The 13,014-nt window shown below is 41.3% G+C and carries 11 protein-coding genes and 6 pseudogenes; 3 read left to right on the plus strand and 14 right to left on the minus strand.

What is annotated here, in order from left to right; all coding sequences use genetic code 11:
- Positions 1-246: 246 nt before the first annotated feature.
- From JCM14108_RS12505 to JCM14108_RS16155, 5 genes are all read right to left on the minus strand, one after another.
- Positions 247-663 (minus strand): ArsC/Spx/MgsR family protein, encoded by a 417-nt coding sequence (locus tag JCM14108_RS12505; protein WP_003678287.1) that lies wholly within the window; start codon positions 661-663, stop codon positions 247-249.
- Between the two features lie 31 nt (positions 664-694).
- Positions 695-1,498: a prolipoprotein diacylglyceryl transferase gene (gene lgt, locus JCM14108_RS12510; protein ID WP_035181252.1), complete on the minus strand. Its 804-nt coding sequence runs from the start codon at positions 1,496-1,498 to the stop codon at positions 695-697.
- A gap of 14 nt (positions 1,499-1,512) precedes the next feature.
- The gene (locus JCM14108_RS12515; RefSeq protein ID WP_223875920.1) at positions 1,513-2,868 is read right to left on the minus strand and encodes a sensor histidine kinase; all 1,356 of its coding nucleotides are present in this window, start codon (positions 2,866-2,868) and stop codon (positions 1,513-1,515) included.
- Positions 2,795-3,556, minus strand: coding sequence for a response regulator transcription factor (locus JCM14108_RS12520; RefSeq protein WP_051996173.1), 762 nt, complete (start codon positions 3,554-3,556; stop codon positions 2,795-2,797). The genes JCM14108_RS12515 and JCM14108_RS12520 overlap by 74 nt, the downstream gene beginning before the upstream one ends.
- A gap of 223 nt (positions 3,557-3,779) precedes the next feature.
- Entirely contained in the window at positions 3,780-3,851 is a 72-nt protein-coding gene (locus JCM14108_RS16155) for a multicopper oxidase domain-containing protein (protein ID WP_369385551.1), read from the minus strand.
- Between JCM14108_RS16155 and JCM14108_RS12525 the strand changes: the two are divergent.
- Positions 3,819-4,100 (plus strand): annotated as a pseudogene (locus JCM14108_RS12525) (MFS transporter); the annotation flags it as partial. The gene JCM14108_RS16155 and the pseudogene JCM14108_RS12525 sit on opposite strands and share 33 nt — an antisense overlap.
- Positions 4,101-4,174: 74 nt before the next feature.
- Here the strand turns inward: JCM14108_RS12525 and JCM14108_RS12530 are convergent.
- A pseudogene (locus JCM14108_RS12530) lies at positions 4,175-6,306 on the minus strand (heavy metal translocating P-type ATPase).
- 250 nt (positions 6,307-6,556) lie between these two features.
- Positions 6,557-6,988, minus strand: a complete 432-nt coding sequence (locus JCM14108_RS12535) for a CopY/TcrY family copper transport repressor (protein ID WP_035181256.1) — start codon at positions 6,986-6,988, stop codon at positions 6,557-6,559.
- Between the two features lie 281 nt (positions 6,989-7,269).
- On the opposite strand from JCM14108_RS12535, the gene JCM14108_RS14425 reads away from it, so the two are divergent.
- Positions 7,270-8,060, plus strand: a protein-coding gene (locus JCM14108_RS14425; protein WP_152536952.1) for an IS5 family transposase whose coding sequence is annotated in 2 segments (ribosomal slippage) — positions 7,270-7,537 and positions 7,537-8,060 — 792 coding nt in all. Because the reading frame shifts where the segments join, the coding sequence is not laid out codon by codon here.
- Here JCM14108_RS14425 and JCM14108_RS12545 read toward each other — a convergent pair.
- Positions 8,054-8,594: pseudogene (locus JCM14108_RS12545) on the minus strand (DNA topoisomerase); the annotation flags it as partial. The gene JCM14108_RS14425 and the pseudogene JCM14108_RS12545 overlap by 7 nt on opposite strands.
- A 44-nt stretch (positions 8,595-8,638) precedes the next feature.
- A pseudogene (locus tag JCM14108_RS14605) lies at positions 8,639-8,788 on the minus strand (IS256 family transposase); the annotation flags it as partial.
- Positions 8,789-8,801: 13 nt separating this feature from the next.
- Here JCM14108_RS14605 and JCM14108_RS12550 point away from each other — a divergent pair.
- On the plus strand, positions 8,802-9,116 hold the full coding sequence (locus JCM14108_RS12550) for an integrase core domain-containing protein (RefSeq protein WP_235807114.1): 315 nt from the start codon (positions 8,802-8,804) through the stop codon (positions 9,114-9,116).
- 255 nt (positions 9,117-9,371) lie between these two features.
- On the opposite strand, the gene JCM14108_RS12555 is transcribed toward JCM14108_RS12550, so the two are convergent.
- From JCM14108_RS12555 to JCM14108_RS12565, 5 genes and pseudogenes are all read right to left on the minus strand, one after another.
- Positions 9,372-10,478 (minus strand): MmgE/PrpD family protein, encoded by a 1,107-nt coding sequence (locus JCM14108_RS12555; RefSeq protein WP_237745830.1) that lies wholly within the window; start codon positions 10,476-10,478, stop codon positions 9,372-9,374.
- Positions 10,430-10,630 carry an MmgE/PrpD family protein gene (locus JCM14108_RS15600; RefSeq protein WP_237745831.1) on the minus strand — a complete coding sequence of 67 codons (201 nt, stop codon included), beginning with the start codon at positions 10,628-10,630 and terminating at the stop codon, positions 10,430-10,432. Before JCM14108_RS15600 ends, JCM14108_RS12555 begins: the two co-directional genes overlap by 49 nt.
- A gap of 26 nt (positions 10,631-10,656) precedes the next feature.
- Positions 10,657-11,628 (minus strand): AEC family transporter, encoded by a 972-nt coding sequence (locus JCM14108_RS12560; RefSeq protein WP_035181259.1) that lies wholly within the window; start codon positions 11,626-11,628, stop codon positions 10,657-10,659.
- Between the two features lie 260 nt (positions 11,629-11,888).
- A pseudogene (locus JCM14108_RS14430) lies at positions 11,889-12,068 on the minus strand (DNA topoisomerase); the annotation flags it as partial.
- Between the two features lie 4 nt (positions 12,069-12,072).
- Positions 12,073-13,014: pseudogene (locus JCM14108_RS12565) on the minus strand (MobQ family relaxase); the annotation flags it as partial.

Genomic DNA, 13,014 nt, shown 5'->3' on the forward strand with positions numbered 1-13,014 from the left:
ACTTCCTTTTTTTATAAAAATTAATTTTATTCGGTCATACGACAACCATCTTTTTATTAAACAAGCAATTACAGTTAATTACGTTGAAGCATTTATAAGCTTTTCCATTGTGACCGTCAATTTCATTCAGGTTCATCACTCCCTTGTGTTTACGCTTGTAAACGATGCAAATATCATACCTCTTAAGTTTACAAATGTAAACACAAAAAGCAAAAAAATTTATTCTGTTGTAAAGCCCTGGTCAATTCAAGAAACTTTACCAAATTCTGCAGTATATAATTTACCAAATAATGACAATCGCTCACGCTTCCGCTGTTTTGATGGTACAAAAACACCGATATCCTCAATACTGAATCCCGTAACCAGGCTTTGTTCATTAAACACAATCGGGTTCTTTAAAATTTTGGGGTGCTGATATACCGCAATCACTAATTGATTAAATGTTAGACCCTTATCAAAAACGTGTTCTTGAACAGCCTTCGAACGTATTGCAATCAAATCATCGCTACCATTATCGGATAGCAAAAACAAGTGCCTAATTTCCAATTCAGTTAATCGCTTTTGCATAATATTACGGATCTGTACATCAATTTTTTGATCATGAAACCAATCGAGCATTTTTCGTTTTGCCGGATCACTAGTATGAAAATACAGATTAATCATAATTTAGCCTCGCTTTCTTTTACATTATTAATTAATCAATTAAATAATTAGAAGCTTTTTGCTGTTTCCGTCGATAAACAAAGATACTGAGCATCACAATGAAAACAATCAATGATAATAATTGTGACACACGTACTTGGCCAAATAGATACAAGCTATCAGTTCGCATTCCTTCAACAAAAAATCGACCAAATGAATACCAAATCGCATAACTTAACGCAATTTCTCCCCGTTTAAACAGACCTCTTTTATGCCGTAAACTAAGGAGTAAGATCAAGCCAACAAAATTCCATACTGATTCATATAAAAAAGTTGGTTGATGATATGCACCGCCAATGTACATCTGTTGCACGATAAAGTTAGGCAAGTGTAACTGCTGCAAAAAACTGCGTGAAACAGCAGACCCAAAGGCCTCCTGGTTAACAAAGTTACCCCATCTTCCAATAACTTGACCTAACATAATGCCTGGCGTAACAACATCTAGGACCTGCCAAACTGATAAGCTACGCTGCCGACAGAAGACGATCAATGTAATCCCACCAGCAATTAGGCCACCATAAATGGCAATACCCCCTTGCCAAATCGCAATGATCTCATTTAAATGTTGTGAATAATACTGCCATTCAAAAATGACATAATAGATTCGTGCGCCAATAAATCCAATTGGCAATGCCCAGAATACTAAATCATAAATGTCATCTGCAGAAATCCTTTGTCGCTTAGTTTCGTTAATTGCAAGCAGCACACCAAGTACTGCCCCACTTGCAATAATAATACCGTACCAATGAACCAGAAAAGGTCCTAATTTAAACGCGATCGGGTTTAGTGCTCCCATATGATCATTCCCTCCTAATTATTCAATGGTAGTTTAACTGTAAAAATAGTCCCAACACCTAATTCACTGTCCACAGAAACTGAGCCACCATGAGCCACCACGATTGCTTTAACAATTGCTAAACCAATCCCTTGGCCGCCTTGTTGGCGATTTCGTGCTGGATCAGCCATATAGAAATGATCAAATACATGTGGGACATCCTTTTCTGCAATTCCACTACCGTTGTCTTCAATAGTTAAAACAACATTATCTGCTACACGTTTTAACTTAATTATTATTTTGCCCTTTGTTTGTGTAAATTTTATGGCGTTTGACAATAAATTGGTAATAACCTGATTTATTTTATTTGGGTCAATTGCAACGATGATTTTTTCCGTCTGGTAATCAAGCGTTATTCTTTTCTCCTCAAGATTACTTTGAAAATTATTTAAAACCTGCTGTATCAATTTACTAAGATCAGTATCAACTTTGATTAACTTATCCTCGCGATGTTCAATTGAAGCAATATTTTCAATATTATTGATCAAGTGGGTCAACCGTATAACTTCATCATTTAAACTAACCAATCTTGCCTCATCAATTGGCCAGATTCCATCGATCATCGCTTCTAGCGAACCCTGAATCGTTGTTAATGGCGTGCGTAATTCATGAGCAATATCGGAAGACAAACGCTCCCGTAGCGCCTGATTCTTGGATAACTGGCGTGAAAGTTCGTTAGTTACATTTACTAGCGCATTTACCTCTACGATTTGTGTTTGTTGCGGTAACTGGTTTCGATAATCCCCAGACGCTACCGCCTGAGTAAAGGATACAATTTGTCGTAACGGTCTACTTAGATCACGAGCTATCCATACTGCAATGACTATTGCAACTAAAAATACAAAGATTGAAATACCGGCCAAACTAATTCGTAAATCATTGATAAATGCGACATCATGTCGTGTATACCCTAAAGCATCATTATGTGAGAATTGTACTAGGGCGACTTTTTTGGAATTAATCTTGATAGCTCCATTTTTTTTGTTCATACTATCTATATTTTTGGTATTAGTAGCCCTATGTAACAAGGTTTGACTTGGTTCCCATATTATTTTATTGTCAGTATTTTTCAAAACCAAAATAAGACCATCTTGCAATGCTCTAACACCGATCTTTTTAACTTTGGCCGGTTTCCAAGTACCATTGTTGATCAGATAACTAACCTTTAATTCGTTTTTATATGCGGTGAGCGTTGTATCATGTTTTTTCTGCACATATTTGTCAAAATGATCACTAACTAAACTCATGGTCATTAAACTAATTGAACCTACGATCAATAACACCAAAAATATAAAAGAGATTATTAGCTGTGTCCGAATCTGTCGTTTCATTCATCTTTACTCCCACCAAACGGTAGCCTCGGCCATGAACCGTTATTATATAAACCGGCTTAGTATTATCACTTTCAATTTTTCGTCGTAAATTTTTAATATGAGAATCAATCATCCGATCTAGTCCGTCATAGTCAATTCCTCTAGTTAAATCGATTAACTGTTCACGGGTAAATATTTGTCGATAATAGTTCGCCATTGTTGCAAGAATATCATATTCTGTAGGCGTCAGTGCAATCTCCATATCATGGACAAAAACTTGTTGCGATTCTAATTTGATTTTTAACTGTCCATTGTTAAAGGAGAGAACTTTTTCCGCTTGTTCTTCTGTGACACGTCGTAGTACGGTTTTTATCCGTTCTACTACCACTCGTGGACTAAAAGGCTTAACTACATAGTCATCGGCGCCAGATTGCAATCCGTTAACAATACTTTCATCACTTGATTTTGCCGTCAACATAATTATCGGTGTTTTACTATCTTGCCGTATTCTTCTGGTCACTTCATTACCATCTAAATCTGGTAGCATAAGATCAAGCACCACCAGGTTAGGCTGCCATTTATAAAACTTGGTCAAAGCTTCCGTTCCCGAGTAGGCCACCTCAACTTCAAATTTTTGTGCGATTAAATAGGCGGTAACTATATCTACAATTTTCTTTTCATCATCGACAACTAAAATTTTAGTCAAATTTTTTCATCTCCATATATTTTGTACATAATCTCCATACATCTCTGGCATAATTATCAAAAAGAAAAAGAAGTGAACAAATATGTGGATGCTAGCAACAATTCTTCTAATTATCTTCTGCCCACTGCTACTATTCATCATGATGCTGGGTTTAATTCCACCACAACAACTTGACAGCATTAAGCAGACTTGGCGTAATTTCATTAAGCGAATTAAGTGACCGTTACGGCACAACTTGAATTTGGCCCATCATTCCGGTCTCTTCATGTTCAAGATTATGGCAATGATTCAACAAAGTTATCCAGCAGAAGAGTTAGGGCGGATTCTAGGCGTTTTGAATTCTTTTTTGAATCTAGCTGGACCAATTGGCTTAATTTTTGCCGGTCCCCTAGCTGATGTGATTGGCATTGAACGCCTATTTGTAATTGCAGGAATCGGTGCTGCCATTTGCGGGGTGGTCGCGGTGTTAATGCCAATTACCAGGCAATATGACATTAGGCTGCATCAAAAATTGGCGAAATTAACTGAGCAACCAGATAAGTAATTAACATGATGATCATAAAGAGGAGAAAGGCCAGACTACCAGCTGATCTTTCTCCTCTTTTTGTCATCACTTAATTACACGTTTTTAATCTTTTCACCAGTCAATCCCATCGCATTAATTGCCACGATAATTGTCGACATCGCCATGACCGCAGCACCAACGGCTGGGTCTAGAATGATTCCAATAAATGACAACACACCGGCAGCGAGTGGAATTGCGACAATATTGTAGCCTGCTCCCCACCAGAGATTTTGAACCATTTTCCGATTTGTGATTTTAGCCAAATCAAGAAAATGTAAAATATCGCTGGGTTCTGATTTAACCAACACAACATCAGCGGAATCAATGGCAACATCGGTTCCGGCGCCAATTGCAATTCCAATATCGGCCGCGGCAAGACTTGGTGCGTCATTTACGCCGTCACCAACCATGATGACGTGATTGCCCTTTGCTTGATAATCAGCAATAATCTTTTGCTTATCATCTGGTAATAGGCCTGCATGAAATTCAGTCAATCCTAGTAAGTTAGCAACGTGTTCCGCGGCTTTTGGATTATCGCCAGTGAGCATTACGGGGGTAATTCCTCGCCTCTGAAGACCACTAATTAATTCCTTAGCACCCGCTTTGATGGTGTCGCCTTCAGCAACCATTCCTTGAACTTGGGTGCCCTGCAATAGGAAGCTGACGGAATTACCCTTAGCAGCCCATTTATCAGCAGCGGCCTCGTCAAACCTGATCCCTTGCTTCGTTAAATAGTTACCATTAACAATCGTATAGTCAGTGCCATCAACATTACCGGAAATACCAACGCCCGGAATATTTTGAGACTTTTCAGCCGCAACGACTTCAATGTCCTTCGCTTGGGCTTCAGTAATGATTGCTTGGGCCAGCGGATGAGTCGAATTATTTTCAAGGGCGGCCAGTCGGCTTAATAACGTTGTTTCGTCAATCCCATCATTTGGAATCAATGCATTCACCGTAAATTTACCTTCTGTTAACGTGCCAGTTTTATCCAAGAGAACGTGGCTAACATGTTGACTTGCTTCAATGGCTTGGCGATTTCGAACTAATAGCCCATTTTGAGCGCCAATCGTAGTAGAACGAGAAACCACTAATGGAATCGCTAATCCTAATGCATGCGGGCAAGCAATCACGAAGACGGTCACCATGATCGTCATTGCAGTCGCCAATCCCTGGGGTAACCAGGCAAAGAAAGCAATAATCCCAACACCAAATGCCGCGTAAAATAGATACTTGGCAACTAAATTAGCTTTATCTTCTGCTTTAGATTTAGCTTGCTGGGCATTTTGAACCATTTTCATTACTTGAGAAAGATAGCCGGAGTCACCAGTACCACTAATTTTAACCGTTAGCGTCCCGTTATTGTTGGTTGTACCACCAATGACCTTATCGCCAACGTTCTTGGTAACGGCAGCAGATTCACCGGTTACCAGTGCTTCATTCACGGCCGACTCCCCAGCCGTAATAACACCATCGGCTGGAATACTCTCACCTGAACGTACTTGGAAAGCTTGACCAACTTTTAAATCAGATACTGGCACTTCTTTTGTTTCACCATTATCTGTAACTAGATGGGCCGTCTTAGGCAACAGGGCCGCCATCTTTTGTAAGGCATCCCCAGCCCCCATCAATGCATTCATTTCAATCCAGTGTCCTAGAAGCATAATTAAAATCAGGGTTGCAAGTTCGAACGAAAAATCCATTACATGATTTGCCGGGTTCAAGAAGTTGTTGGCAATAAATGCGTACAAACTGAAGAAATACGAAACGGAAATTCCAAGGGTTACTAGCGTCATCATTTCAGGAGATTTATCCTGAATTTCCGATTTAGCCCCCTTTAAAAATGGCATTCCGCCATAAAAGTAAAGTGCTGTATCAAACAAAACGATGATAATGCCAACAATTAGCGGTGAACTGAAACTAAGGATGGAAACGTTTAAACCCATGATTGGTGCTAACAGTAAAACTGGAATCGCTAAGACAACGGAGACCCAAAATTTAACTTTCAAATTCCCCATATGCATCATTGAGCACCGTGCATCATCATGTCGGTCCCAGCCATATCCATATCACCGTGATTCATGTTCATTTGACCATGATCCATATGACTCATATTTGATTCATTATTTTCCATATTCTTAGCACTCATGTTTTTCATGTTCATATGGTCCTCTTTATTTGCCATGATTATCGACCTCCTAAAAATAAGTGTGCGTAGTAAAGCGGTTAGAAGCCGGTATATAAGTTCCTTGTGTGGAAATCCCCAGGCTCGGGATTTTTCCACCAGGTTCTTATATTTAGGCTTCTGCTTTGCGGAGCACCATGCCACTATATGAATGAGAATTACGACAAAAATTCATAAGTTTCCGCCATCAGAAATCCCAGATTCTGGATTTTTGTGCAGCAATCCTAAAAGTAAACAGAACACCACAGTCTTAACACGTTTGATCACCTGGCAAGCAGTTACACTGAACTTCCTCGGGCGCTGTTTTGGCCTTTTCAGCTAGAATCGCCTGTAAGTTCGCAATATCCGCCCGTGAGAGTTCCCTTGACTGAATAACGCCGGCAATTGTTGAACCAGCCCGCATCGCACACATATGGTCAAACAAATCATCTGCCGCTGCCGCCATTGATTCCTTCTCGCCAACAACCGGCTTATACGTGAATGGTCGACTGCCGCCATGCTGCGCAACCGCCTGTTTTTGAATCAACCTGCGAAGTAGCGTTTTGGTTGTTGAAGCTGACCAGCCTTCTAATTCGTTCATAGCATCGATTAGTTCACGACTAGTCGCATGTCCCATTGTCCAAATTGCTCTCATAACCATCCATTCAGAATCGGTGATGGTTACATTCTTTGCATCCTTCAATTGGCTTCCTCCATTAATTGAATTCTAAGTTTACGTTTGTAGCCTCTTAACACTTATTAGTTTACAACTGTAGTCACAATAATGCAACCTTTCTGCCAGAAAATACCATTACATTAAAAAAAACGCCTAGATAATATTCCAGGCATGGTTTGATACGATATGTTAAATTAATGATCTGGGAATTTTTGGTTTTCTTGTTAGTATGGTGAAATGCCTCTTAGAACCTGTCTAGTATCTGCTGAATCTGGTAGAATTGTGGAAAACCGACTGAGGAGTTTGTCATGCCAGATTATCCAAGCAATATTTCTCGAGCGCAATTTGCGTTAATACAACCTGATTTAGAAAACTTCCGCAAGCATACAAGACCGCGTCGTTATGATCTTTATGACGTATTCAATGCCATCCTTTACTCGCTTACTACAGGGTGTCAATGGCGTGAATTACCGCACGATTTCCCGGAATGGCACACTGTCTACCGCTATTACGATATGTGGCGAGATAAACCAGACCCGACAGCTGATTCGCTATTAGAAAGGCTTTTAAAAAAACTGTTGCTTCCTATCGCTTTGCACAGGGCCGATCGGCCCGAACGTCGTTTGTGATTGTTGATGCTCAAAGTGTTAAAACCACTGATTTAACGAAAAATAGTGGCTACGATGGCGGCAAAAAGATTTCAGGGATTAAGCGTCATATGGCGGTTGATATTAATGGTTTACCACAAGCCGTTCTCGTGACACGAGCTAATGTATCAGATCGTTCAGGTGCATTGGCTATGTTTATTAGTTTGGCTAGCCAAACTTTAGAGCTGGTTCAGCATGTCATGGTTGATGGTGGCTACACTGGCAATGACTTTGCGGATCAGGTGAAGCTCATTTTGAATGCTAAGACGACGGTAGCTAAACGCAACGAGTTGCATACGTTCACGGTGTTACCGCAACGATGGATCGTTGAACGTTCATGGAGTTGGCTAGACAAATGTCGGCGACTTTGGAAAAACTGTGAACGTGCCCTTAACAGCAGTCTTCAAATGGTTGTATTGGCCTTCCTGAAGATAGTTCTTAAAAGATACTAGACGGGTTCCTAAAACCAGGTCGTAGACTTGTTGCTGTAATTTAGGCAAGCTAGCTAGTTTCTCTTTCGTCGGCACGACTTTAGTCATGATAATGGCGTAGTGTTCTTCAACCTTTTTTCCATTAACATAGCGCTTATTTGGGGTGGTATTGGTTAAAGCGACTGGCTTAGAGACCAAACCCAGATACTTCGTCAGATTAGCCACTAAGTACTCAAATTCTTCATCAGTGATATAAGCACAATCGGTGCGGGGGTAACTCAACAACTTGGCTTCATATAAACTTTGAATGGCTGCTAAGGTTTGGCTGGCGCTGGCGTGATAACGTTTATTCATGGCACTTTGCAGACTGGATAGTGAGAATAGTTGGGGACTAGCACGCTTTTTAGCCTGTTTTTGGACGTCCTTGATTAAACCGTCCTGTGAGCCCTTCTGAACGTTTTTAGCTTGCATGAATGTGATTAGCCCTGTTTCGTCTTTAAATCGCTGATAGGGGTCCAATTTTGCGACGAATTTTTGCTGATTGGCTAAAATTTCGGTCAAGTCCAAAATGTTGGTGTAAATTAAATTCCGCGAATTTATCATTTCACAAGCTTAAGCATACCGGCTTCTTCAGAATTGTCATCTTTTTCAATCCCGTGGTAAACGGTCATGTTTAAGTACCGTGGACCAACAGCCCATTTTTCATTCTGTTCAATCAGGAGTGCTCCCATTAGTCGCAAGACGCTTAAAGCGAATCACGGTTTGAAACCTGAGATTCTTCATTCCGATCAAGGTTCGGCATACACTTCCCGCGCATACAATACGTTACTGACGGGAAACGGCATCACACATAGCATGTCTCGACCGGGTACCCCCGGTGACAATAGTCCGATGGAAAGTTTCTGGAGTCAATTTAAGACTGAGGAGTTGGCGTTCAAACACCCACTATCTGAGATTGAACTTATCGCCATCATCAAGAAGTACATCAATTGGCATAATAAGGAAAGACGCCAATTAGCATTAAACGGCATGACCCCGGAAGAATATCGGAATCATGCCGTTCAAGAAAGTGCATAAGCCTTTAATTATTTGACTGTCTACTTGACGCGGAGCCGCGCCATGTGGAATTTCAGAGTCTTTTAGTTTGGCTTTGATATTATGAGCCGACTTCGTACTGAAGACCAAGCTTACTGCACCACTGCATCGTTCTAATAGTTTAGTGATAGTCAATAGCTGCTAAAACAGCGAACAGGTCACGCGTCTTTTCATGTTCAAGATTTTTAACAATCTGCTTGATCTTTTCTGCTTGCTCCTCTGTTAGATGGCCAGCCGTCAAACGATCAAACTTATCAACGGCATCCTGCCACGTAAATGGATGGCTCGGCATGCTGGATAATCTTTAACTTCGTGAACCTTAGTCTGTCCGTCTTTAGTTTTAATTGTGATTTTTGAACAAAAATCCTTTGGGTACCGTTTGGTGAAATCTGCATTCGGCTCAACGCTGACTTTTTTCATCAAATTCTGTACATCGTCACGCGTAATACGTTCCGGTCGAAATTGCGGTTGCATCACCTGTCCATCTAATGCCGCAACTGCCAAAAGATAAGGAAGCGAGTGATCTGCTTGTTCTTTGGTGGTCACATCTCCCATTGCATTACCATATAAGCCGCCGCCTGAAAAATCATAGGTCATTTGCGGGACATCGGCATAAATTGAAACAATATCGGATGCTTGAATATGATACTGATCAATGAGCTCTAGCAGACATTCAATTGGCGCCTGTGTATGAATCATCGCAATGAACTTTTTGATTGTACTTTGCGGTACCCAATCATACCCCTCCGTTTCCCAGTTGATGTCAATCGGCCTGCCCAAAAGATGCTCAACGCCTTGCTGACCTTCAATAATCGTCAGCGGACCTTGGATACCTCCTTGAGCTAAATACATCGCATTAAAAGCACCCAAAGCCGATTGCGCCGAAGCTAGACCTTTCCACTCTGACAACGGCTTTGACCGAATGCCTGCAAACGACGCATCACTCGCCACTGCCATGGCAATCGCATTAGCAATTGTGGACGTATCCCATCCCATTAACTTACCCGCAGCTGCAGGGATTGAATATGCCAACTGTGCGGTATGGTCAAAACCCTTCGACATGAAATTAGCCTTTTCAACCAGAAGCGATTGAATTGACCAACTGACCGCAACCGCAAGCATTAAGTCCTTACCACTAGCATCGGCAATTTCTGCAGCAGTTAGCACACCGCCAAAATTATCAGCCGTGTGAGCAGTTTCTGTCGGCGCCATAATGTTATCCATTGCGTCAACATAACGAACCAATGCCGTGTGCCAAAAAGCGGCATAAACAGGATTGGAGTAACCGCCAGCAATCAGGGTACATGACCGCCACCACCAAATTCTCGGGTCTGGCGGCGACACACATCAATAGGGGTGGCTCCTAGCGCGGCAATCTGACAGCCTAGCGAATCAAGGATATGTATCGGGATTTGCTTTTTTGAAGCCGCAGATAAATCTTCATAACGAGCACGTAAAGCATAGTCAGCAATTTGTTCAACTTTTGTTTTTGTCATCTTAATCAGATCCCCTTAACTCTCCCTTAAATATGCAGTATCAATATCAAGCCTGTGACCGTTATTAACATTCCAATGGTTGAAAGTACCAAGATTGAAGAGGCCTCTTTCTGAAATTCTTTGTAGCGTGTCGCTAATAGAACCATCATCGGTCCTGTTGGTAAAGCTGCAAGCAATAAGCCTTGATTAAAGAACATCGATCCCGGGACTATTCGAAGCAAAAATGCGACACCTAAAAATAGGATTGGAAGGCCGACATTTTTGAGTATTGTTAAGATCAGTGTCACGCTATTGATTTGAAACTTGTTATTCGCAATGGTCATACCAGCCACAAAAACCGCAACACCAGTCGTTGTTTCACCAATTAGATTGAGTGAAGCCGATGCGACGACCGGGATTTTAAAATCCAAGAAAACCAGAATGATGCCTAGCAAAGGCGCCCAGACGTAAGGCGTCTTGAAAATCGCTTGAAAGACCGAGTTGCCGACTAACTTACCAACTGAAATATGCTGTGTCGTTTTTCTTTGAAGTTCGATCTTTATAACTGTTGTCGTTAAAGGAATAATAACAACATTTAAGACAAGCGAAATCAAACTAATAGCAACGCCACTTTTTTCCGCACCATAAATTTTCCCAAGTACGGCGGGTCCAAAAAAAGGACCTGCCGAAAAACTGACGCCCAAAGCCGCAATCGCTGAAGCAATCACATTTTGCTTGAAAATCAACTTGGCAACCGCAAAGCCAATTCCATAGCCAATCAACAGTGTCAGCAAAAGAGCAACGAACAATACGAACTCTTTTTCGAGCCCAGTTTTAGATACTTTAACGGTTCCGACAAATAACGAAGCTGGCAATGCGAAGTTTAGCACCATTTCATTAATGATGGGAATCGGTCGCGTCTGGGCACCAAAGGCATGCGTTCGTTCAGCCAAAAAGCCGAGTGTCAAAACAAACAAGATTGGTATGACAATCACTAAAGATTGCGTTAATGAGCTCATTTTGGATTTGCCTCCATTTGGTCTTATCACTCCTAGGAATGGGTGCAGCTGCGTAAGTACACTTTCTCACGGTGATTTTCTTAGCATGCTCAAAAGTGCCTACCATCCATCTGCTGATTACCGCCGATGACGAATTTTTGAATGCAACGCTCATCCGCTAAAGTTTTTTGTTACCGACTAGCAAAACAAGTCGGTAACAAAAAGCATTTTAACCGCCGTCACCAGTATTCATCCATAATATACCGGCACCGCCCCGCAGGGTCAAGTCCAAAATAGGGTTCCGGCTTAAAGTTTTTAATTGCCTGGTCTCTTTGATAGACCATATACAAGGTTGGCGTCTGCACGCGACCAATTGAGTACACCCCACGCACCCCATTTTTCCTCAACAATAAAGTATATAAGGGACTACCATTCATACCGATCAACCAATCACTAATTTTGTGATTACAAGTGCATGCCCCCATCTTCATGCCGGTTTCGAGTTTGGTGTTGCCGTTGCTTTTTCGTCATTTCCCACTCGGTCTCTTTTAAGCCGCGTTCTTGTTTTTGCCGTTGGTAATCTTCATCACGAGCATATAGAACAGTCATGATCGCGTCACTAAAGGCCGTCTTTAAGTAATAGTCTGGACTAACTGGCTTGTAGTTCAGTGGTTGATAATGTCCGATATTTGCTTTTCTGTACTGGTCGTCCTTGGCTTGTTGCCTTTTAACTGCTTCTGGATTTTCTCGATCTGACTGTTCTTAATCGTTGGATCGGCTTTGCATTCGCCAAAAAAGAGTTGTTTAGTGCCATCATGCTTTAAAACCCGTTGTAAGTGATGATTTTCTAACTGATCTAAGCTCAGCTGTCCCGATAAATAAGCTAGTCCTTGTTGATGTTCTGGGGGACTGAACACCTGTGGTGGGTTTACTTGCCACTGTTCAATCGTTTCGGCCTGACATGGCTTTAAAACAGGATCATAGTACATCACGGCTGTATAGGCTTGTTCCTGTTTAATCAATGGCAATCCATCTAAATCGCCTTTGGGAAAGGCCCTTTTCAATACTTCATGGTATTGCGTTTTAATGACTTGCTTAACGGCCATGATTGCCCGTAGATCTTTGACTGCGCGAGTAATCTTTTGCTGCTCGGTTGGTGAATACTTTTCTAGTAGACCTTGATCAACGTGTTCTAGACTTTCTAAGCTATCATCATGAATCATCAGCGTATATTTAAGCTCGATTTTGACTTCCTTTTCTTGTTGCATTAATAACTTCCAGCCGACGTATGGCCGTTTGGTAAAGGTCAATAATTGTTGGGTCAACAAATCATCACGAATGTTCATTAAACGTTCGTTTAATTCACTACCCTTGAAAACTTTTTGCTCGCTATCGGTTTCCTTAATT

It is taken from the genome of Lentilactobacillus farraginis DSM 18382 = JCM 14108 (genome assembly GCF_000583655.1).
Classification (GTDB): Bacteria; Bacillota; Bacilli; order Lactobacillales; family Lactobacillaceae; genus Lentilactobacillus; species Lentilactobacillus farraginis.

Excerpts from the sequence above, each read along its gene's own strand:
- lgt (WP_035181252.1), bottom strand. The coding sequence starts at position 1,498 with ATGGGAGCACTAAACCCGATCGCGTTTAAATTAGGACCTTTTCTGGTT.
- JCM14108_RS12560 (WP_035181259.1), bottom strand. The coding sequence starts at position 11,628 with ATGAGCTCATTAACGCAATCTTTAGTGATTGTCATACCAATCTTGTTT.
- JCM14108_RS12505 (WP_003678287.1), bottom strand. The coding sequence starts at position 663 with ATGATTAATCTGTATTTTCATACTAGTGATCCGGCAAAACGAAAAATG.
- JCM14108_RS12515 (WP_223875920.1), bottom strand. The coding sequence starts at position 2,868 with ATGAAACGACAGATTCGGACACAGCTAATAATCTCTTTTATATTTTTG.
- JCM14108_RS15600 (WP_237745831.1), bottom strand. The coding sequence starts at position 10,630 with ATGACAAAAACAAAAGTTGAACAAATTGCTGACTATGCTTTACGTGCT.